12 protein-coding genes are annotated in these 21,875 nt (G+C 63.9%); all 12 read right to left on the bottom strand.

Going from position 1 to position 21,875, the window contains the following annotated elements; genetic code table 11:
- Positions 1-70: 70 nt before the first annotated feature.
- A complete protein-coding gene (gene asd, locus D7S89_RS14305; RefSeq protein WP_121278377.1) occupies positions 71-1,192 on the bottom strand; it encodes an aspartate-semialdehyde dehydrogenase in 1,122 nt (373 codons plus the stop codon).
- 81 nt (positions 1,193-1,273) lie between these two features.
- Positions 1,274-1,429, bottom strand: coding sequence for a hypothetical protein (locus D7S89_RS27455; RefSeq protein WP_183085196.1), 156 nt, complete (start codon positions 1,427-1,429; stop codon positions 1,274-1,276).
- A gap of 149 nt (positions 1,430-1,578) precedes the next feature.
- Positions 1,579-2,646 (bottom strand): 3-isopropylmalate dehydrogenase, encoded by a 1,068-nt coding sequence (gene leuB, locus D7S89_RS14300; RefSeq protein ID WP_121278376.1) that lies wholly within the window; start codon positions 2,644-2,646, stop codon positions 1,579-1,581.
- Positions 2,647-2,705: 59 nt separating this feature from the next.
- On the bottom strand, positions 2,706-3,356 hold the full coding sequence (leuD, locus tag D7S89_RS14295; RefSeq protein WP_121278375.1) for a 3-isopropylmalate dehydratase small subunit: 651 nt from the start codon (positions 3,354-3,356) through the stop codon (positions 2,706-2,708).
- Between the two features lie 7 nt (positions 3,357-3,363).
- Positions 3,364-3,507, bottom strand: coding sequence for an entericidin A/B family lipoprotein (locus D7S89_RS14290; protein ID WP_121278374.1), 144 nt, complete (start codon positions 3,505-3,507; stop codon positions 3,364-3,366).
- 4 nt (positions 3,508-3,511) lie between these two features.
- Positions 3,512-4,921: a 3-isopropylmalate dehydratase large subunit gene (gene leuC / locus D7S89_RS14285; RefSeq protein WP_121278585.1), complete on the bottom strand. Its 1,410-nt coding sequence runs from the start codon at positions 4,919-4,921 to the stop codon at positions 3,512-3,514.
- 533 nt (positions 4,922-5,454) lie between these two features.
- The gene (locus D7S89_RS14280) at positions 5,455-12,375 is read right to left on the bottom strand and encodes a LamG-like jellyroll fold domain-containing protein (protein ID WP_121278373.1); all 6,921 of its coding nucleotides are present in this window, start codon (positions 12,373-12,375) and stop codon (positions 5,455-5,457) included.
- 59 nt (positions 12,376-12,434) lie between these two features.
- Complete coding sequence (locus D7S89_RS14275; protein ID WP_121278372.1) at positions 12,435-14,555, bottom strand: hypothetical protein; 2,121 nt, start codon at positions 14,553-14,555, stop codon at positions 12,435-12,437.
- Positions 14,556-14,664: 109 nt separating this feature from the next.
- Positions 14,665-20,280 (bottom strand): putative Ig domain-containing protein, encoded by a 5,616-nt coding sequence (locus tag D7S89_RS14270; RefSeq protein WP_183085193.1) that lies wholly within the window; start codon positions 20,278-20,280, stop codon positions 14,665-14,667.
- 207 nt (positions 20,281-20,487) lie between these two features.
- Positions 20,488-20,973: a GNAT family N-acetyltransferase gene (locus D7S89_RS14265; protein ID WP_121278370.1), complete on the bottom strand. Its 486-nt coding sequence runs from the start codon at positions 20,971-20,973 to the stop codon at positions 20,488-20,490.
- A 17-nt stretch (positions 20,974-20,990) separates the two neighbouring features.
- On the bottom strand, positions 20,991-21,284 hold the full coding sequence (locus D7S89_RS14260) for a DUF6916 family protein (RefSeq protein ID WP_147426655.1): 294 nt from the start codon (positions 21,282-21,284) through the stop codon (positions 20,991-20,993).
- Positions 21,285-21,365: 81 nt separating this feature from the next.
- Entirely contained in the window at positions 21,366-21,872 is a 507-nt protein-coding gene (locus D7S89_RS14255; protein ID WP_121278368.1) for a phage tail protein, read from the bottom strand.
- Positions 21,873-21,875: the final 3 nt, after the last annotated feature.

Raw genomic sequence — 21,875 nt, 5'->3', positions numbered from 1 at the left:
AAAGAAAAAGGCGCCGCGATAACGCGACGCCTTTGGGGGTTTTCCACGCGTCGTAAGCGCGTAGTTTACGCTACTTGTCGAGCAGGATGCGCAGCATGCGGCGCAGCGGCTCGGCCGCGCCCCACAGCAGCTGATCGCCGACCGTGAATGCCGACAGATACTCGCCGCCCATCGCGAGCTTGCGCAGACGGCCGACCGGCACCGACAGCGTGCCCGTCACGACGGCCGGCGACAGTTGTTGCATCGACGCTTCGCGCTCGTTCGGCACGACCTTCACCCAATCGTTGGCCGACGCGAGCATGCTGTTGACTTCGTCGAGCGGCACGTCCTTCTTGAGCTTGATCGTGAGTGCCTGCGAGTGGCAGCGCATGGCGCCGATCCGCACGCACAGCCCGTCGACGGGAATCGAACCGGCCTCGCCCATCGCCGGCTTGCCGAGGATCTTGTTCGCTTCGGCGCCGCCCTTCCATTCTTCCTTCGACATACCGTTGCCGAGATCCTTGTCGATCCAGGGAATCAGCGAGCCGGCCAGCGGCACACCGAAATGCTCGGTCGGCATGACATCGCCGTTCATGGCGGCGAGCACGCGACGGTCGATGTCGAGGATCGCCGACGACGGATCGGCCAGTTGCTCCTTCACCGCGCCGTGCAGCGCACCCATCTGCGAGAGCAGTTCACGCATGTTCTGCGCACCGGCGCCCGAGGCGGCCTGATACGTCATGGCCGTGATCCAGTCGACGAGGTTCTCGCGGAACAGGCCGCCCAGCGCCATCAGCATCAAGCTGACCGTGCAGTTGCCGCCGATGAAGTTCTTGGTCCCCTTGACGAGCGCATCCTTGATCACGTCGAGGTTGACCGGATCGAGCACGATGACCGCGTCGTCCTTCATGCGCAGCGACGAGGCCGCGTCGATCCAGTAGCCGTTCCAGCCCGCCGCGCGCAGCTTCGGAAAGACGTCGTTCGTGTAATCGCCGCCTTGGCACGTGATGATGACGTCGCACTTCTTGAGCTCGTCGATGTTCGACGCATCTTTGAGCTTGGTCTCGTTTTTGGCGAATGACGGCGCATTGCCGCCCGCGTTGCTGGTGCTGAAAAACACCGGTTCGATCAGATCGAAATCGCCTTCCTGCTGCATGCGCTGCATGAGGACGCTGCCGACCATACCGCGCCAACCTACGAGACCTACGTTCATGACTAACCCTTGGAGTGGACGCTTCCCCGCAACCTTGCCCTGCGTGACCGCGCGGGGAAGATGAGCGGGCACGACGGACGATCAGCGTTTCGTGATCGTTTTGGGGGTAATCGTTTTAATCATGGCGATGCCGGCCGCATCGGCCGTGCCGATCGTACCGGTAATGGCGAACCCACCCGCACGGGCCGTTTCGCCGTGAAGGTTAGCAATCGAGGAGATTTGAGGGATTCGCGCCATCGGCACAGTCTACACGAAAAAGCTTTTCCGGCGGCTTGCATAGCCGCGGGGTTTCAACAGGAAATTCAACGAGAAATGGGGCCCGTATGCCCACTTCTCATGCGAACCGGGCGGAGACTCGTCCGCCCGGTTCGCAAAGCGGGAAGCGCTTAGAGTGCCGCGCGCACCGCGTCGCCCATCTCGACCGTGCCGACCTGACGGCAGCCCGGCGTGGCGATGTCGCCCGTGCGGTAGCCCGCCTCGAGCACCTTTTGCACGGCCTTTTCGATGCGATCGGCCTGCTCGGCCTTGTTCAGCGAATAGCGCAGCATCATCGCGGCCGACAGAATCGTCGCGAGCGGATTGGCAATGCCCTTGCCCGCGATGTCGGGTGCCGAACCGTGCGACGGCTCGTACAGCCCCTTGTTGTTCTTGTCGAGCGAGGCCGACGGCAGCATGCCGATCGAGCCCGTCAGCATGGCCGCCTCATCCGAGAGGATGTCGCCGAACATGTTGCCGGTCACGATCACGTCGAACGCCTTCGGCGCCTTCACGAGTTGCATCGCCGCGTTGTCGACGTACATATGCGACAGCTCGACGTCCGGATATTCCTTCGCCACGTCGATCATCACGTCGCGCCAGAACTGCGACGTCTCGAGCACGTTGGCCTTGTCCACCGACGTGAGCCTCTTGTCGCGCTTTTGCGCCGCCTGGAACGCGACGTGCGCGATGCGGCGCACTTCGGGCTCCGAATAGCGCATCGTGTCGAACCCTTCGCGAGCGCCTTCGAACAGGCCGTCTGGCGCTTGGCGGACGCCACGCGGCGCGCCGAAGTAGATGTCGCCATTGAGCTCGCGCACGATCAGGATATCGAGGCCAGAGACGATTTCAGGCTTCAGCGACGACGCGCCCGTCAGCTGCGGATAGCAGATCGCGGGACGGAGGTTCGCGAACAGCTGCAGATGTTTGCGCAAGCCGAGAATGGCTTGCTCGGGGCGCAGCGCGCGCTCGAGCGAGTCGTACTTCCAGTCGCCGACGGCGCCGAACAGGATCGCATCGGACTCCTTCGCCAGCGCAAGCGTCGAATCGGGCAGCGGATGACCCTTCGCTTCGTAGCCCGCACCGCCAACCGGCGCTTCTTCGAGTTCGAACTTCTCATCAAGCGCGCCAAGCACCTTGACCGCTTCCTTGACGATTTCCGGGCCGATGCCGTCGCCGGGCAGCACTGCAATCTTCATTCTTCGGGTGTCCTATGCAGGAGGTTGTTCGGGTAGTAAGCCGATGGAAACGAAGCGCGTCAGCCGATCAAACGATGGCCAAGCCACGGCTGCTTCGCGAGCCGTTCGGCTTCGAAGGCGCGGATCTTGTCCGCCTGTTGCAGCGTGAGGCCGATCTCGTCCAAGCCGTTCAGCAAGCAGTACTTGCGGAACGCGTCGACTTCGAACGCGTATTCGCGCCCGTCCGGCGTGCGCACGACTTGCGCGGCCAGATCGATCGTCAGCTGGTAGCCGTTGAACGCGTACGTTTCGTTGAACAGATGATCGACCTGCTGCTCGGTCAACACGATCGGCAGCAAGCCGTTCTTGAAGCAGTTGTTGAAGAAGATGTCGGCAAAGCTCGGCGCGATCAGCGCGCGAAAGCCGTACTGCTGCAGCGCCCACGGCGCATGCTCGCGCGAGCTGCCGCAGCCGAAGTTCTTGCGAGCCACCAGCACCGACGCACCTTGATAGCGCGGCTGGTTGAGCACGAAGTCGGGGTTCAGCGGGCGGCGCGAATTGTCCTGCCCCGGCTCGCCGTGGTCGAGGTAACGCCACTCGTCGAACAGGTTCGGGCCGAAGCCCGTGCGCTTGATCGACTTCAGAAACTGCTTCGGAATGATCGCGTCCGTATCGACGTTTTCGCGATCGAGGGGCGCAACCAAGCCCGTATGTACGACGAATTTATCCATGTCCGAGTTACTCCGCGGCCTTCTTGATGGCGTGACCTGCTTCGCTCATGTCCTGACCGAAGCCGGCCATCGTGTTGCAGCCTGCCAGACCCAGCAATGCGCCGGCGATTGCGATCAGTGCTGCGCGACACCAAAACTTCTTCGCTTTCATCGCCTTACCCCAACTTACGAATATCGACGAAATGCCCCTCGATAGCCGCCGCCGCCGCCATCGCCGGGCTGACGAGGTGCGTACGCCCCCCTGCGCCCTGGCGGCCTTCGAAATTGCGGTTCGACGTGGAGGCACAGCGTTCGCCCGGATCGAGCCGGTCCGCGTTCATCGCCAGACACATCGAGCAGCCGGGCTCACGCCATTCGAAACCGGCTTCGCGGAAGATCTGATCGAGCCCTTCGCGCTCCGCTTGCGCCTTGACGAGCCCCGAGCCCGGCACGACCATCGCGAGCCGGATGTTCGACGCGACGCGGCGGCCCAGCTTCTTCACGACATAGGCGGCCGAACGCAGGTCTTCGATGCGCGCGTTCGTGCACGAGCCGATGAAGACCTTGTCGACGTTGATCGACTCGATCGGCACGTTCGGCTCGAGCGCCATGTATTGCAGTGCGCGCTCCATCGCGTCGCGCTTGACGGGATCCTTCTCGTGCTCGGGGTCGGGCACACGGCCATCGATCGACGTGACCATCTCGGGCGACGTGCCCCAGGTCACCTGCGGCATGATCTCGGCTGCATTCAGCTCGACTACGCGATCGAACGTCGCACCTTCGTCCGACTTGAACGTGCGCCAGTACTCCACGGCGATGTCCCACTCGGCGCCTTGCGGCGAATACGGGCGGCCCTTCAGATATTCGATCGTCGTGTCGTCGACGGCGACCATGCCGGCGCGCGCGCCCGCTTCGATCGCCATGTTGCAGACGGTCATCCGGCCTTCCATCGACAACGCGCGGATCGCCGAACCACCGAATTCGATCGCATAGCCGGTGCCGCCGGCCGTGCCGATCTTGCCGATGATCGCGAGCACGATGTCCTTGGCGGTGCAGCCGCGCGGGAGGTGGCCATCGACCTTCACGAGCAGGTTCTTGCTCTTCTTCTGCAGAAGTGTTTGCGTGGCCAGCACATGCTCGACTTCCGACGTGCCGATGCCATGCGCGAGCGCGCCGAACGCGCCGTGCGTCGACGTATGCGAATCGCCGCAGACGATCGTCATGCCGGGCAGCGTCGCACCCTGTTCGGGGCCGATGATATGAACGATGCCTTGACGCTGATCGTTCATCTTGAACTGCGTGATGCCGTAGGCGTCGCAGTTCGCGTCGAGTGTATCGACCTGCAGCTTCGAAATGGGATCGGCAATGCCGTGGCTGCGATCGGTGGTCGGCACGTTGTGGTCCGACACGGCGAGGTTCGCGCTGATGCGCCAGACGGGGCGCGCGTGCAGCTTGAGCCCTTCGAACGCCTGCGGGCTCGTGACTTCATGCAGCAATTGACGATCGATGTACAGCAGCGCGGTGCCGTCCTCTTCGGTGTGGACGACGTGCGAATCCCAGAGCTTGTCGTAGAGAGTCTTTGGCATGGTATGCGGGGTGATCATGTCATCGGGCAATCCCGGTTCGGTCGATTATGCCATGCACGGTGGCGGCGCGGCACCGGCGGATAGGTAAAAAGACGATAAAAAACAGGGAGTTGGGTGGTAGTGGCGATACCTGGATCGGAACTGCCGGGCTGGGCTGGATGGTCTGCCAGTCACGCACGCAAGCCGGGCATCGATATTCTGCAGAACGAATTAAGTGATGGTGAAGTGAGAAATTTCTCGGTTTCGCCCGGAAATGCCTTGCTTTTCGTCAATCGGGTAAATGGATACGCCAGGACAAACCATAATCGGCTGGAGCACACATCGAATCCATTCACACGACGAAGCCATGACCACTCGACCACTGCATCGCCTCGCCCTGCGCGGCGCACACGAAAAAAGACCCCGCCCAAAGGCGGGGCCGATCTTTACGGTTTGTGTTGACGGATGGCTCGAACGGCTAGCAGACCGTGTCGCCGTAGCGAGACACGCCCTGCGCCCCCGTCACCATCATGACTTGCGCAGCGGAGCGAAAGTCACTTCGGGTCCCCGTACTTGAAGACCCCGACGCCGTGCAGCGCGATCGACGCGACATTGGCGGCTAACCGAGTCAGCATGGAGGAGATATAAAGCGTGCTCGATATCGGCTTGCCCCCCCATATCTTTACCCCTTCCTTCGTATAGAGAAATTCGAACAGAAGCGGAACGAGGCTGACGATGTCGCGAAAGGTGAGCCACACGAATTCTTCGCGAAGGTCTCTGTATGCCGGGGGGGCCGTCTTTCCTTCCAGTTTCTTGAGCAAGCCTCTCTCCACGGCGTCGTGGTAAAGGAGGAGGGAGACGATGATCGCCTCCATGCTTGCCGTCGCCAGCCCGACCATGACCAGGTATTCCTTATCCTTGACAAACTTCTTCATCTTGCCGAATCGTGTCGAAGTATCGATGGCTTCCACGCCGCCGTCACTCCAGGTGAGCGCCCCCGTCACGATTTTGACCACGCTCTTGGCCATCAAGATGCTGAAGGTCAGGTAAACCAAGCTTTCGATCCGGGTGGCCACCTCGCGTTGATCGCCCAACGCCGCCTTCAGTCTGGCATGATAGGCAGGCTGGGATTCGAACGTGAAGACGCCGGCGGCGACCGCGCTGAAGATGCCTTGGAAGATGCCCACCTTGGCCAAATACACCCGGTCGAAGTTGGTTTGCCGTCCCTTGCGCGTATTAGCCGTGTCGTAGTACTGCGCGTCGGCCAACGTGTCGCATACCACGGTCAGTGCGCGTGCCCCCATGTAGACGATTTCCCAGACCTTGGGGGTGCTCGGCACGACAGCGGCCCGCTCCATGCTCCCCTCTTCCCCAGTCGTATCCCCGTGCAACAGCATGGTCTCAGGGCCGGCAATTTCCTTTCGCTTGCCTCCTTGCGAATTCGCCTTGGCATCGCTGATGAAGGTACGCGCCTCGCCGTCGACCAGAAGGGTGACGAAGGCGTACAGCGTATTGAAGAAAACGCCCAACCCGAGGCAGAGCAGGCTCAAGAGCGACAGATCCTCGCCGGTTATCCACTTGTACAGTTCGCTGACGAACGGGATGTAAATCGTCGTGTCCAGGATGGCGATGATGGCGTCCATCGCCTCGGCCATGGTGCTGCAGGTATCGGCCAGCTGGTCTGCAATGGCGCTCATGCCGCCTGAAACGGCCTTCTTCACCTGTGCGATCAGGTCGCCCGGTGAAAGGTCGAGCACCGAGCCCGCCAACCCGATCAACAGGTTCTCGATCCCGGCAACCGGATCGCCGCCCGGGGCGGTCAGTTCCACTCCCTTGGGATTGCTCTGGCTTGAACTAATCTCGCCAGTTCGCGTTTTCTCGAACATCGAATTCGCCTGTACGCCGTCGGAGCCGGCGATCACGGGCGAGTCTCGCCCGCCACCCTCGCGCGCGGCGCCGTTCAGGCTGCCCTTGCCGGCCGGAACCGGCGGCGGGTTGCCTGTGGCCACGCCGAGGACTTTCTTGAGAAGCGCCTTGTCCTTGAGCGTCTTGCTTTGCATCTTGAAGGCGTCGCGCAGCAAGTCGCGGAAATAGCGTTGCGCCTCGAGAATGGCACCCCAGTCGAACAGCGCGCGCAGGAATGCGATGACCTTCTTGATCGCGACCGCTATCTGCTCGAAAAAGCCGGCCACCGCTTTCAAGGCATCCTGGACCGTCGCGACGACCGCATGCACGACCCGCTTGATGCCGTTGACCATCTTGGTGACGGCGATCTGGACGGCCTCGCCGACACTGACGACGATGCTCTTCGCGCCGTCATAGATGTTGGTTGCCGTGTCCTTGATGCCGGACCACATGTCGTCGAATATATTGCCCAGCAACGCTGGGGCATGGAGCACAGGAGTCGGCACATCGCGCGCGCGCTCGACCTCTTCCTCGGTGTAAAGGGGGCGATAGCTGAATCCTTCCGTTCCGCCGGCTTCGATGACGAAGCCCATCGCACCGCCCAACGAACCGCGGAAAGCATCGGGGTTGGCCGGTGCGATGCGCGGCGTGCCAGCCATCGTGCGCAAGAGCGCGACGCGGTCGGTTTGCGCACCCGCCTCCTCCTGGCGCATGGCCGCAATGCGCGGCTGCTGCATCGTGCCGTTCTCGCCGGCCATCAGAAGCGCGACGTCCTCGCCGTTTTCCGCCGCGCGCATCTGCGCCAGCTTGCGACGCGCGGGCGAGATGCGGTTGCGCAGCATCGTGTGATCATCCTCGGCCTTGACCGACGAAGCCACCTGCCGCACCGCTTGCGAAATGTCGCCGGCATGCGCGTGATGCTCGCGGTTCAGAAGCGTCTCGCCTTTATCGTCCTTTCCGCCATCTTCGGGGCGCTTCCAGTTGGTCACGCGTGCGCGGGTCATGTCCTCGGCTTTGATGGCCGAGAGCTGCTGCTGCGCATCCTGATCGGCGTGGATGACGATGCGGTCGTTCCGGTGCATGAAGCCGGCGCGCGCATAGAGCGTCGGCGCGGTCAATTCGTTCGCCTCCATGACTACGGTCATTTCGCCGTTCAGCTCGGCATCCAGCGTGACGGAGCGTTCGCTGTTGACCGTGTGCCGCGCACCGTTGACCTCGATCGTCGCCGTCGTCGATGCCCACAGGGTAATCGGCTCGCGCGGCCGGATCATGTCGTTGGATTCGCGTGCGCGCAGGACGATGCGCCACGTGGAGCGGTCCTTTTTGTGGTCGACCTTGTCGCCCCGGGTGTAGTGGTAGTCCTGGAGCAGCTTGGCCTGCGCCGTCAGCGTCGGCGGCGCGGGCTTGGCGAGCTTCTGATTGTCGATCAGAACGTTGACGTGGAACCGCTCATTGACCGGCATGAACGAGGTCCACAGGTCGAGCGAAGGACCGTGGCCACGCTGCGACGAGGCCACGGTCAACTTCAGCGTGCCGTCCGCGCCCGTCACGGCGGAAAAGACCCGGGCAGCTTTGGCGGCCAGCAGGACCGGATCAGGCTCCGTGCCCGGTTTGACGCCCTGCACTTCGGTGCCGTTGATCCAAATCGAAGCCGGGTCGCCAGGCTTGCGCAGGATGTACCACATTTCGACGCGTTTGCCGGCCATGCCGCTGCCGTCGGCGGCGCACACCTTGGCGGTCAGCGCGTAGAGGGGAGTGCCGTCCGCCTCGACCTGCGACACGGACGCCGCGGTCGTAATGTGCGGGTAGTTCGGCACGCTGAACGGCAAGTCGGTCAGCCACCATGCCGGTGCGGCGGCGGTAGGCGCCTGCGCCAGCTGTCCGCTATGCCCTTGCAAGGCGGAATCGTGCACGGCTTGGTAATCGAAATTCCAGTAGGCCAATAGATCGGGTTCGTCGCCGCGCAGCTTGACCTGCATGCGCGAAGCGATTTCCGGCGCTGCCCGATAGGTATCCCATACGCGTACCTCGGCGATCATGCCGCAGAACGGCCTTGCCGCGCCGAGATCCTCGGCCACGGTCGCACCGACATAGGCCTTCAGACCCGATGCGGCAACGCGTGGCGAGGCAGGCGCGGACAAGTGTTCGACCGGCACCGCCACACCGTCGACATAGAGAATGATGTGATCGGGTGCCCCCGCTTTCTCGCTCGGTAGGGCCAGGCGGCGTGATACGGCGAGGTGGTGCCAGCGGCCATCGGTGATCTTGGTCGCGGCCTTCACGTGTACGCCGCTCCAGCCCCCCTCTTCCTTGGCGCGCGAGGCGTAATGCACCGTGCCATCGGACTCCATCCAGAGGTTGATGTCGAAGCCGGACTCCTCGGTCGGCACGATGCCGACTATGCCACCGCCGACGCGCGCAGCGGCATCCTCCGTCAATCGAGGGACGTTGACCCACGCTTCGACGCAGCTCTGATGCACTTCCATCAGATGCAGCGTCGCGCCCTCGGTGTTCGTGTCGATCACGGCGTGTTGCTTACCGTCGGCAATCGGATTGCCGTGGCGGTCGAGATTCAGGCGCAGCGCCATGGTGTCGCCGAACACGATGCTGTGCATCGCGCCATCGAGTTCGAAATCGAGCGCGTTGGCAATGGTGTCGCGGCATCCCGTGTACACCGTGCCGGCATAGACGGCCGGCGTGCCGATCGCACCGTTCTCGGCGTGGTACAGGCCAAGCAGGCTGCCGGTCTCACCGGAGAGCGCGGCAATCGTGCCGCTGCTCGTGGTGCAGATGATGCGCGAGGCTTGATCGAACACAGGCCGGTTGATTGCGTTCCACGCGCCACCCGTGCGCCCGATCGGAAGCGCGGTACTCCAGGCCGGCGCAAGTTCGCTCAGGCTGAATCCGAGTACCTTGCCGGCTTCCGTGCCGATCGCGAGCAAGTCGTCGTCGAGCGATGCCGCAAGTCCAGTGGCGGCGCAGCCCAGTTCAGCCGAGACGGTCAGAGGCGCCCCCCCGATGTCGGCGGCAGCGAGCTTCTGCACGGCACCGTCGGCCACGGCGAAAATCCACGAACCTGCGGCGCAGAATGCGTCTGCTGCGATACGCCGCCGTCCGTTCACCTTCCCCGTCTTGCAGTCGACCAGATGCAGCGTGAAGTTGCCGTCCGCTTGCGTCAGCACCAGCAGGCCCGCGTTGCAGAAGGCCAAGCGGACGGGCGTGCCGGGGAGCGAGATTTCGATGCCGGCATCCGCATCGCGCGTGCAAATGACGACGGACGCACGCCCGCCCCCTGTCGCTGCCGCGATATAGTTCGGGTCGGTTGCCGGTGCTGGCAAGGCCTCGTCATGGTTGTGGCGCATGCCCGCGAATGCCGGCACTTGGATTTTCGCGCCGCTTCTCGCGTCGATGTGGATCAGGGAATCGTCCTGCGTCAACAGCAGGAAACCGCCGCCCTCGGCCACCGGGTCGGATGTGCGGCTCGCGATGTCCATCGACCATTTGCGCCGGCCGTCCTGCGCACCGACCGCGTAAAGCACGTTGCCGGTCGAGAAAGCCACGACGCCGTTCGTGGACAAAGCCGGCGAGCCGACGACCTGCGATTGCCCGCGTGCACCCCAGGTATTGGCATACGGCCATTGCTTCGCCGATTCACGCAGCAGATACGGAAAGGCCGAGCGATCCATCATCAGATCGCTCGGACGCGAGGCACGGTTGATGAACTGCGCTCGGATACGATGGCGGCTCACCGCGTTGTGCGGCTGGACCGGTTGCTTGTCACCCGGCGAATGCACTTCGTCCAGGCGCCACAGGCCGAGCAACTGCGGCTCCGCCCCCGACAACGCGGTCTTGCGGTTGGTTTCGATCAACGCGGCTTCCATCGCGCACTTCCACAACCTGACTTCGCGAATCAGCCCGGAGAAGAAGCCACTCGCTTTGGCGCCCTGCTCGGGCACGAAGGCACCGATGGCAATGGCCGCGTGACCGCCGATCGACAAGCGCTCAGCGCCTTCGATGTCGGGCAGTCGCACTTCCTGTGCAATGCCGTCGAGCACGATGAGGTAGGTGTCGGCGCGCCGCACCAGCGCGACGTGATGCCAATGACCGTCGCATGCTCCGGTGGCATTGGTCCTGCCCATGCTGTGGCGCTTGCCGTCAGTGGAAAATATCCCGACACGAATCTGGCCGTCCGGGGCAAGGTTGAGCCGGAAGCCGTGAGCATTCGAATCCTTCGTCGTCGGGTAGCCGCACAGGATTTCGCCGCCGGCGCTGCTGCGAAACCAGGCCTCGACGGTGAAGTTGCGTTCGCCGAAGTCGAACTGGTCACCGTCGGGCCGGATGTCGATCATCGACGCGGCGCCGTCGAAGTAGGCAGCCGCCTGTGTGGCGGAGTAGGGCCGCGCGGCGATGTTGCCGGCTTCGTCCGGCAAGAACAACGTGCCGTTGGTGATGACGGCCGGCTGCGTGCTGGGCAGACTCGGCAGCGTATAGGCGACGCCGGCCGCATTGCCGTTTTCGACCTTGAAGCGTTCGAGTTGACGGCCTTCGTGGGTCTTGATGTGGACGACGCCGTCGATGATGTTCGGCTCGCCGGGCGAGTTCAGCTTGCGGCTCCACCGGATGCCGCCATCGGCCAGGGACAGGCAGATCAGGTCGCCCTGCGAATTGGTCGCGACAGCGAAGCCGGCCGACAGGTTGGCGGCTTGCGCGTCAGCTTCGGCGTCGGCTCGCAGCAGGCCCTGTGCGCTGGCCTGGGGTCGCGCCGCCCGCAGGTTGACGGCCTTGGTAGCCGAGTGCACCGTCGATGGCACATGAATCGCTGGCGTATGCCAGACAGCATGACCCGCTGCGCTCGGTTCGATCCTGAAGCGCTTCGTGCCGTTGTTGATGTCGATGCCGTAAAGGCAGCGTCCCGAGGCCAGCACGACGCTCTTTGCAGCGCATGGGGCGACGACGTCGGTGATCTTGTCGTCTTCCAGAGCGAAAGTCCAACGCGCATCGCCCGAACGCAGGTTGACGCCGTGCAGTTTGTCGCCGGCGGCGAAGAACACGGCGTCCTCCCCGTAGCCTGCCGGCCCTGCGCTTCTGCGCGAGATTTCGACTGGTTCGAAGGCTTTCGCCCCGGTAGCGGCGACGAAGCCCGCGACCTTCGAAGCGCCCTTCTTCGGGTCGAGGTAGACAGCCATCACCACGCCGCGATGGGCGATCAACGAGCTTGCCCTGCCCAGTTTTGGCGCCGTCCAGTTCGGCAACGGCGAGGCATCGGCCAAGCGTAGGGCGAGGAGTTTTTCACCATCCATCAGATACACGACGCCGTCGCAGGCCGTCACGCGCGGCGCGGCGCCGTAGCGGTCCTGGAGTTGAAAGACCCAGCCGCCCTTCCCCTCTTTCGGGGTGCAGGCGAGTTGCCCATTGTGGATGTCGATCGCGAATACCGTGCTGTCGGCGACGCCGATCAGCTTATCGCCGGCACACGCCAACGGTGAAGTCAACGGCCCGAATTGCGCCTCGTATGTCCAGGTCGGGGTCAGGACTTCAGCGCTCAGCATGTCTTCGAACATTTCGCTCATGAGATTTTTCCCCTGTGTTAGGTGTTACGTGCCCCCAGTGGAGGGCCGGCAATCCAGCGCTACCTGCCGCTCCGGTAGGTGGCGGACACTTCGACGGTGATGACCGGCGTCGTGCCCTTGTCGAGCGTGACCGAATTGCAGCTGGCCGATGCGCTCGTATAGGTGCGGCCGAAGCGGCCGCCGCCGCTGCGCCTGTCCTTGAGGCGCTGAGCCAAATCATTGAGGGAGCGGAAATGCACGGTCGCCTGGCAGCGCTGGGATGCCCCGTCGAGAACGGTCGCATCGATCGTGGCCACACCGTTCTCGTCGGTCCAGATGTCTCTTTCACCACCCGACGCCAGCTTGAGCTTCAGGTGCTCGCCGCGCAGGGGTACCGTGGGTTCGGTCACGGGGGTGTAGATGAATCCGTCGCTTCCCTCCGTCCATATCAACTCGACTTTGACCCGGACCGGAATCGTGCGCGGCACCATCTCTTTCAACGCTTGAGTGGCTGACGCGCGAAGCTCTCGCAGCTTGTCGGCATGGAAGACGAACTTGGCCAGTGCATCCTCGGATCGATCGACGGCCTGCGGTGCCGGCAGGTGCTCCGCGCGGAGCATGCCGCTTTGCGTCAACGCCTCCACCTGCTGCGGGATCGCAGAAAGTGAGTGATCGGAATGCGCACCCAGTTGTTCGGCGCTGCCCACGAGCGCCCGCGGCGCCTGCGGGCGGGTGGTGCGAACCATGCAATACAGGTGCTCACCGGCCAACGTGGGACGACTGCGTATCCACCGGATGGGAAACGTGCCGGCTGCCCCATCTTTGATCGTGCCCGTCGCAAGTACGACAGCGGGCGGCGGATACCCGGAAGGACGAGCTTCGGAACTGACGTCGACGGAGTTGGCGAGCAGGACGCGTAAGCCGAGCGGTGCGTCATTCGATTGGAAGGCATCGATTTCCACGACGGCCTGCGGCGCGTCACTCGCCCCGGTAGGCAGGAATCCGACCTGCACCGGGAGCGAGTTTTGACGCAATTGCCACCGGTCTCTTTGAATCGCACTGGCGTCGTAGGCATGCAGGCGGGTGGAAGTGCCGTTCGAGAGCAGGACGAACTTTTTCTCTTCATCGACTTCGTAGCTCACCCAGCCCCCGGGGGGCGCGGCGACGATTTGCGCCAGCGAGGCCGACGAGTTGGCCTCGGTCACGAAAAAGTCCGCGCCGAAGAGGCCACCGCCCATCAGCCATTTTCCGTGGCCCGAGAGAGGCAGCACCTTGTCCGCAGCCGGTTTTCCCTTGCCGGGCCAACCTGTTCGCTGATCGAGGTTCGGCGTGGCCCCGTCGAGAACAGCAATGCCGCCATCATCGGTCACGTAGTACAAGCGGCATGAGTAGGCATTCGACGCGTCTGTCCATTCCCCGACTGCAAGTTCGGCACGCAGAGGCATCAGGCCGCGGTTGACGGGTGAGAGCGATCGCAGTTCGACATCCATGGCATACACGGTGCCGTCCAATCCGAGCGAAAACAGCATGGCCCCAGCCACGCCATAACGTTGCTCCTTGCGGACCACCGGTGCGGAATAAACGATCTTGGACACCGATTTGAGTGTCCGCTCGAGCTCGGCCCTTGTTTCGGCCACGACCTGTTCAGTGTCGCCGTCGGCCTTGAGCAGTCCGCGCACCCTATCGGCCGTTTGCGCGGCATTGGCCTGTGCATTGCCCATTGCGACGTGTTGCTCGAGGTCTTCCAACACCGTCGCCCACGCATGCCGGTTACGCGCCGCCGTCAGCTTGGCGTAAAGCGGTGCATCTTCATCGGAGAAAGCATAGAACTCGTCCGGTGGCACCTCCTGCGTCGCGTCCTCGTCCCGCCACCAAACCTGCCCCGTCGAAAGATTGCGCGCGGCAGACATCTTCTGGCTGGTCAGGGACCAGGCAGCAAGTACGGGGCCGTCTTGAACGTAAAGCTCGGAATGGTTGACGCAAAAGCCGGCAATGCCGTTTTCAAGCCGTGAGGGGATGGTTCGCAGCACGGATGGTCGACCTTGCAGCGCGAATATCGCGATCGCACGCGATCCGCCCGCGACGAGCGTGCTGCCCGACTGGGCGACGACGGGGTCGAACGGCTTTTCTCCAGGAAGCGCGCATTCCGCGTTCATGCGCAGCGGCTCGAATTGCGGGGTCAGCTCGATTTGAATGGCCATTGAGAGTCTCCGACGTGGCGAAGGTAAAAATACGGACTACTAAACAAACAATATCTGTGGGCAGGGATGCCCGCGAGGCATCCCCTACCCTATTTGCCAGGGCGCGGCCTTAAAACGGCCCCCCAAAAGTCAATCGCACGCCCTGCTGCAAACCACCCATGCCGAACATCACGCTGTAGTCCAGCCCGAAGGTGAACACGCCCGTCCGGAACTTGGTGCCCACGCCGATCTGCATGCTGTCGCGGCCGTATGGGCTGCCGCTCACGGTGTAGGCGGGGCCGAACGAGGCGAGATCCGCATAAGCAAGCCCCGCGTTGCTCTGGCCGTTGAAGTCATGCTGGTATTCCACGCGCGCGTACGGCAGGAAGGTGCCCCATCGGGTCTTCTGCTCAAGCTCGCTGCGCAAGCCGAGCGTGCCGGATACGGTGGTGACCGTCTGCGCGAAGTAAGTCAGCGCGTTCAGGCCCGCGCCTGTTTCGGAGAACTGATCGAGCGTCGATTCCGACACCGACAAGCGCCCGTACGGCGAGATCAGCCAGGTGCTGTCGCGGCGCTCATAGCCAGCGGACAACGACGCGAATACCTGGCGGCCGTTGCGATTGCCGGTAGCAAAATCGTTGGCGTCACTCACCCAGCGGCGCGAGTCGAAGCTGAGCGTGCCGAAACCCGCCACACCATCGACGAACAGCGTGGGCATCGGGCGATAGCTGCCGTACAGCGCGACGCTGTAGCTGTCGCCCATGCTTTTGGTACCGGCGCTGCCGATGTCGGTGGAGTCGTGCCCATAGCCGAAGCCAGCGCCGATCGAGAACTGGTCCGACACGCGGTAGTCCGCGCCCGCCGTGATGCCGCCCGTGGTAAAGCGAAAGCCTGCGCGCTGCGTGCCGGTGTTGGCGAAACCGAAATCGAGCGTCCCGGCACTCCAGAAGGCGACATCAGACTGGTTGGCACCAGCGGCGTCAGCACCGGGCCGATCGAGGCCGGCACCCGCGGCGCCTTTGCTGTCGGCGTTGTCCGCATTGCGTGTGCCACGCGCGAGCGCCGGTTTCCCGGCCGTGCTGTCGCCACGCAGGCAGGCGTCGCGAGCGGTCACATCGAAGACATCCTGGCAGCGCACCTGTGCCTCGCCGCGCGAGTTCGGCATGGCCACCGTGATGCCGTTGCCGGATGGTGCGCGTCCGGTGCCGTGCAGCGCCTCCAAGCGCTGGTTGTAGTTGCCGATCTGCGCGGTGGCGAAGCGCTGTGCGGCCTGGATCTGCGCGTTGATGAGGCCCGTGACGTCAGGATCGGTGGACGGATCCTTGCGCGGCATGACGCTGACCTGGATCGCGGCCGCCGCCGAAGTAGCGACGGCGTTCGACAGTGTGTATGTGATCGTGGCCGTGCCGCTGAAGGTCGCTGCGGGCGTGAAGCTGAGCAGATAATCCGGACCGGCCACCATCATCGCCTTGGCCACTCCCGTTCCTTGCGCGGACTGCTGCACGATGGTAGCCGTGCCGGCGTTGGCGGGCGTGACCGACACGATCGTCGCGCCGGTGAACGGGCCGCCGCTCGCACCGTCGGTGAGGCTCACATTCACGAGTTGACCCGCCGCGGTGCTGGCCGTCTTCTGCGAAGCGGCGATCGGCACGGCATTGACGGTCACCGTCGCCTGGATCGGTGCGGAGGTGCCCGCCGTGTTGACCAGCGCAAAGGTGAAGGGGACGTTGCCCGAGGTGGTCGGCGCCGGCGTGTAGACGATGTCCATGCCGTTGACTACGGCAGTGCCGCTTGCCGGCTGCGTGACGATAGTCACGGCGGTGAACGGGCCGCCGATCGCATTGGCCGTGGCGTGCAGCGTAACGGGCGCGACGGACGTGGTGGTGGCGCTCATCGGCGATGCGACGCCGATGGTCTGGCCGACCGCGAGCGTATAGCTGTGTGTGCCGCTGTACGGCGCACCCGTGCCCGTGCTGCTGTCGGTGGCCCGGATGGTGAACGTGCTGCTGCCCGTCGCGGTAGGCGTACCGCTCAAGACGCCGGTGGTGCTGTTCAGGTTCATGCCTGCCGGCAGCGCGCCGGACGTGACGGCATACGTGTATGGCCCGATGCCGCCGCTGGCGGTAAGCGTCTGGCTATAAGCCGTGCTCAACGTCGCGCCCGGCACGGTGGCGGGAGTCAGCGCAACGGCAGCGGCACCGATGGTGACGCTGTACGCACGGCTAGCGGTAAAGCTGTTGGCATCCGTTGTCGTGACGGTGAAGCTGAAATTGCCACCGGCTGTCGGCGTGCCGGACAGCACGCCCGTGCTGCTGAGCGACAGGCCGGCTGGCAGCGCGCCGCCGGTGATCGCGAAGGTATACGGCGCCGTGCCGTTGCCGGCCGTGAGGGTCTGGCTGTAAGCCGCGCCGATGACCGGGTTCGGCAGCGTGGACGGCGCCACACTCAATGTGGGCGCGTGCACGGTCAGCGTATACGTGCCGGACGCCACATAGGGGCCCGAGCCCGAACTGCTGTCGGTGACCGTGAGGGTGAAGCTGACCGTGCCGGCCGCGGTCGGCGTGCCCGACAGCGTACGGGTAGCCATGTTGAACGACAGACCGGCGGGCATCGTGCCGGAATTGATCGTCATCGCGTAGTTGTAGGGACTGCTGCCACCGCTGGCGGTGAAAGACTGGCTATAGCTGGAGCCAGCGGTGGCGGTCAGCCCGGAAGTGGACGTCGGCGCGATCGTCAGCGTGGGGCTGTTGACGGTCAACGTGTAGGCCTGGCTGCCGGTGAAAGGGCCCGCGCCCGCGGTGCTGTCCGTGGCGCTGATCGTGACGTTGAAGCTGCCGCCTGCGGTTGGCGTGCCCGACAGGACACCGTTGGAAGCCAGCGACATGCCCGCAGGCAAAGCGCCGCTGGTGACAGCATAGGTATAGGGCGCGATGCCGCCGCTCGATGTCACCGTCTGGCTGTAGGCCGTACCGACCGTGGCACTGGACAGCGTCGCCGGGCTCAACACGATGGTGGGCGCTGCCACGGTGAGGCTGTAGTTGCGCGTGCCGCTGTAGCCGTTGGCGTCGGTGCCGCGCACCGTGAAGCCGAACGTGCCGGCGGCCGTGGGCGTACCGCCGAGCGCCCCTGTGCTGGCGTTGAGGCTGAGCCCTGTCGGCAGCGCTCCGCTCGACACGGCGTAGGTGTATGGCGCGCTGCCGCCGCTGGCCGTCACGCTTTGGCTGTACGCCATGCCCGTGCTCGCGCTCGGCAACGTTGCAGGAGACACGGTGATGGTCGGCGCGGAGGTGGCCAGTGTGTACGTGGCCGAGACGGTGTAGGGACCCGTGCCGGTACTGCTGTCGGTGCCGCTGACCGTGAAGTTGACCGTGCCGGCCGTGGTGGGCGTACCGGACAATACGCCGGTGGCGGCGTTGAACGACAGGCCCGTCGGCAGCGTGCCGGAGTTGACGGACAACACGTACGTGTAAGGCGCCCTACCGTTGGCGGCCGCGAACGATTGACTATAGGCGACGCTGGTCGTCGCGCTCAGGCTACCTGCTGCGGGTGTGATCGACAGCGTGGGGGCGTTGACCGTGAGCGTGTAGTTGCGGCTACCGGTAAAAGGCCCCGTACCCGTGGAGCTGTCGGTGGCCGTAACCGTGAAATTGAAGTTGCCCCCGGCAGTGGGCGTGCCTGACAAAACGCCACCTGACGACAGACTCATACCCGCAGGCAACGTGCCGGCTGTGATTGCATAGGTGTAGGGGGCGGTCCCGCCGCTGGCACTAACCGACTGTGAGGAAGTCATGCCGACCGTCGGGCTCGTCAACGTGCCGGGCGAGAGCGCGATAGTCGGCGCCGATATCGTCAAGTTGAGTGAGCCGCTGATGGCCGAGAACGGTCCCGTGCCTGTGCTGCTGTCCGTGGCCGCGACGGTAAAGGTGAAGGTGCCGGCAGCGATGGGGGTACCGCTGAGCGTGCCATTGCTGCTCAGCGTGACACCCGGCGGCAGCGAGCCCGTGGCGAGCGCATAGGTGTAAGGCCCGGTGCCGCCGCTGGCAGATGCCACCGACTGGCTGTAGGCCACACCGACTGCACCGGGCGAGGGTGCTGCTGGCGCGTAGCTGAGCGTTGCGCTGGAGACCGTTACCGTCACTGTAGCGGGCGACGATGTACCGGCGCTGTTGGTCGCGGTATACGTGAAGCTATCCACGCCCGAATAGGAAGCGTTGGGCGTATAGGTCATGCCGGTGCCGCTCGCCGTGGCGGTACCGTGAGCCGCGGCAGTCGCCACTGCCACCGACGTCGCCGCGCCCCCGGAGAGGTTGAGCGTCACTGCATCGTTGGTACTGCCGTGGGCGACCGTCACGCTCGCCGCGCCGGCGACGGGCGGCTGCACGTACGTGAATTGGTCGGCACCGCTGGTCACGCTCGTGCCATTGGACGTCGTGACGGTGACATCAACGGTACCGCTGCCTGCCGGCGCAGTTGCGGTAATCGACGTTGCACTGTTGACCGTGAATGAGCTGGCGTTGGTGCCGCCAAACTTCACCGCCGTCGCGCCGGTGAAGTTGGTGCCGCCAATCGTGACCGACGTGCCACCGGCCGCCGGGCCACTGCTGGGTGAAACACTGCTGACCGCGGGGGCCGGCACGTAAGTGAATTGGTCGGCACCGCTGGTCGCGCTCGTGCCCCCGGGCGTCGTGACGGTGACATCAACCGCACCGCTGCCAGCAGGCGCAGTGGCGGTAATCGACGTTGCACTGTTGACCGTGAACGAGCTGGCGTTGGTACTGCCAAACTTCACCGCCGTCGCGCCGGTGAAGTTGGTGCCGCTAATCGTGACCGACGTACCGCCAGCAACCGGGCCACTGCTGGGCGAAACACTGCTGACCGCGGGGGCCGGCACGTAAGTGAACTGATCGGCTCCGCTGGTCGCACTCGTGCCGCCCCCGGACGTCGTGACCGTGACATCAACCGTGCCGCTGCCAGCCGGCGCAGTGGCGGTAATCGATGTCGCGCTATTGACCGTGAATGAGGCGGCGTTGCCGCCACCGAACTTCACCGCAGTCACCCCGGTGAAATTAGCGCCGCTAAGGGTGACCGACGTGCCACCGGCCGCCGAGCCGCCACTGGGAGAAACCGCCGTCACTGTCGGCGGCGCGTTATAGGTGAATTTGTCGCTCGCGCCGACGGCGCTCGTCCCACCTGGGGTGGTCACGGTGATATCCACCGTGGTGTTGGCCGTGCCCGCCGGAGCAGTCGCGGTAATCGACGAATCGGAATTGACGGTAAAAGCCGGGGCGTTGACACTGCCGAACTGGACAGCCGTTGCACCCGTCAACGCAGCGCCAGAGAGCGTGACGCTGATACCGCCCGACGCCGAACTCGACGAGGGCGAGACGGACGATAGGGTCGGGATGACAGGGCTGACCGTGATGGTGACCGTATACGGACCATAGTTGCTCCCGTTCCACGCATAGAAAGTCGCCGAGTCCGTACCGTAAAACCCGACCTTGGGCGTGTAGGCGAATTGATCTTGGGAGGCGGGATCAGTCGGTGTCAGCGTGCCCCCCTGACTGGTCGCAATCGGGTCGTTGCGCAGGGCGGCATTGCTAAAAACGCCGTTGCCGTTAGGATCGCAGCCAACAAGATTGGCCGGCGCGCTCGTCGGGGTCGGGGTCCACACGACCACGCCCCCCACCTGGTTCTCGCTCGCGGTGAATGTGCAGGTCGCCCTGGCTGCTGCAGGAAACAACAACATCGCGCAAATAGCCGCGAAGATACGCACCCAGAGCGATAGGCAGGCGTTGCCGCGCGCTACCGCACTTGATTTCCCCTTGTGGCCCATTCCGGCGACCTTTCTTTTTGATTGAATTAGATTGAATTGGATGACACGACGCCTGGCCGGCGCGTTCGTTATCAATGGACACACCGGCCCACGCCCCGCGTGCTACGAGGCGTGGCTGCCCTACGCTCTACCCCCACCCCGCTCCAGCAGGAGGTACACGCCCTTGTCTTCCAGCAACCGAAAGCCCAGCCGTTGATACAGCCGCAATGCCGGGTTCAGCTTTTCCACGTGAATTCGGACTGCTTGTTGCCGGACGCCGGCCCGCGAGAATACCTCTTTCAGCACGTCGCCGCCGATACCCTGCCCGCGCCATGCCGGCAACAAAGAGAGATCGACGATCGAAAGAGTCGTCTCACGGTCTTGCAAGTACACCCGCCCGATCGGCTCCCCATCCAGCAACAGAAGGAAAAATGCCGCATTGGGGTAGCTGTTGTAGGCGCATTGCTGAGCAGCGAACTGCATCCGTACGAAGCGCTGCCTCTCTTCCTCGTCCCAGTCGGTGAGCTTCAGTTCTTCTTCGCGCGTCGACGCGTAGAGGCGAAGCAGGAAATCCTCATCGCTGGGTGCAATGGCACGCCGAGTCAAGCGGGGGTTGGCAAAATGCATGAATGCCGCCCCCAGGTTCAGGCCTGCACGTTGAAGCACGCCTGGTAGCGATGGCCATTGGCGGTTTTGGCGATCGGCACCAGAAAGATGAACTGCTCCCCCAGTTGTGCGTGCTGCAACCTATATCCCCCTTGTGGCAGCGGTGCCGAGGACTCGTCGGCGAAGAACAGCGAAAAGCTGTGATAGCCGCTGTTTTCCATCGCGCCGTTCGTGATCGACTCCAGCAGCAAGGCAACCTCCCGGTTGTCGGGCGAATGCGTGGAAAAAGATGTGTCGACGTAAGGCCGGAACAGCGCAGCAGTAAAAGTCATCGGTTGGAGCTCAGCGGTAGCGGAAAAACAGTCAAGGCGAACCCTGGCGGCCAGAGATGGGGCATTTCCAGATCAGGCCGGTCACGCGTCCTTCAGGGCAATGCAGAAATTCAACCCGAGGTACGGCTGTCTGTTCTCATGCGGCAGGCTCTCGCCGAAGGTGCCGACTGCAAGTGGCGAAAGCTGGGTAATCGTCGGGCCGGGGGTAGTGCCCGTGGCAATGAAAGCGCAGTTGTTGGCCTCGCTCGAATGTGCCGGCAGACGGCCGTCGGGTGCGCTGGAGTGTGGCCTCAAGTAGTCGGCGTAGAGGGTATGGGTATGCGCCGGCATTTGATCCGCCGAGAGTTGCACGGTATCTGCACCTTGCGGATTGTTCAGGCCGCCGGCGTCCGGCGCCATGGCAGCCCGGCCGCGCAGATCGGGCAGAGCGAAGTTGTCTACACCGTTGCCGCCATAGGTGACGCCCAGAACGGAAAAAAGCTTCCGGTTCTGCTCGATAGGCATCAATTGGCCGTCACAGAATGCCCAGTCGGCCGGCGCGTAGTTGAATCCGAAGATGCGGATTTCCCCAAGGAATTGATCTGCCATGTT

The sequence above is a fragment of the Trinickia fusca genome, assembly GCF_003628145.1.
Classification (GTDB): Bacteria; Pseudomonadota; Gammaproteobacteria; order Burkholderiales; family Burkholderiaceae; genus Trinickia; species Trinickia fusca.
This window is presented reverse-complemented; position numbering and strand designations above follow the sequence as displayed.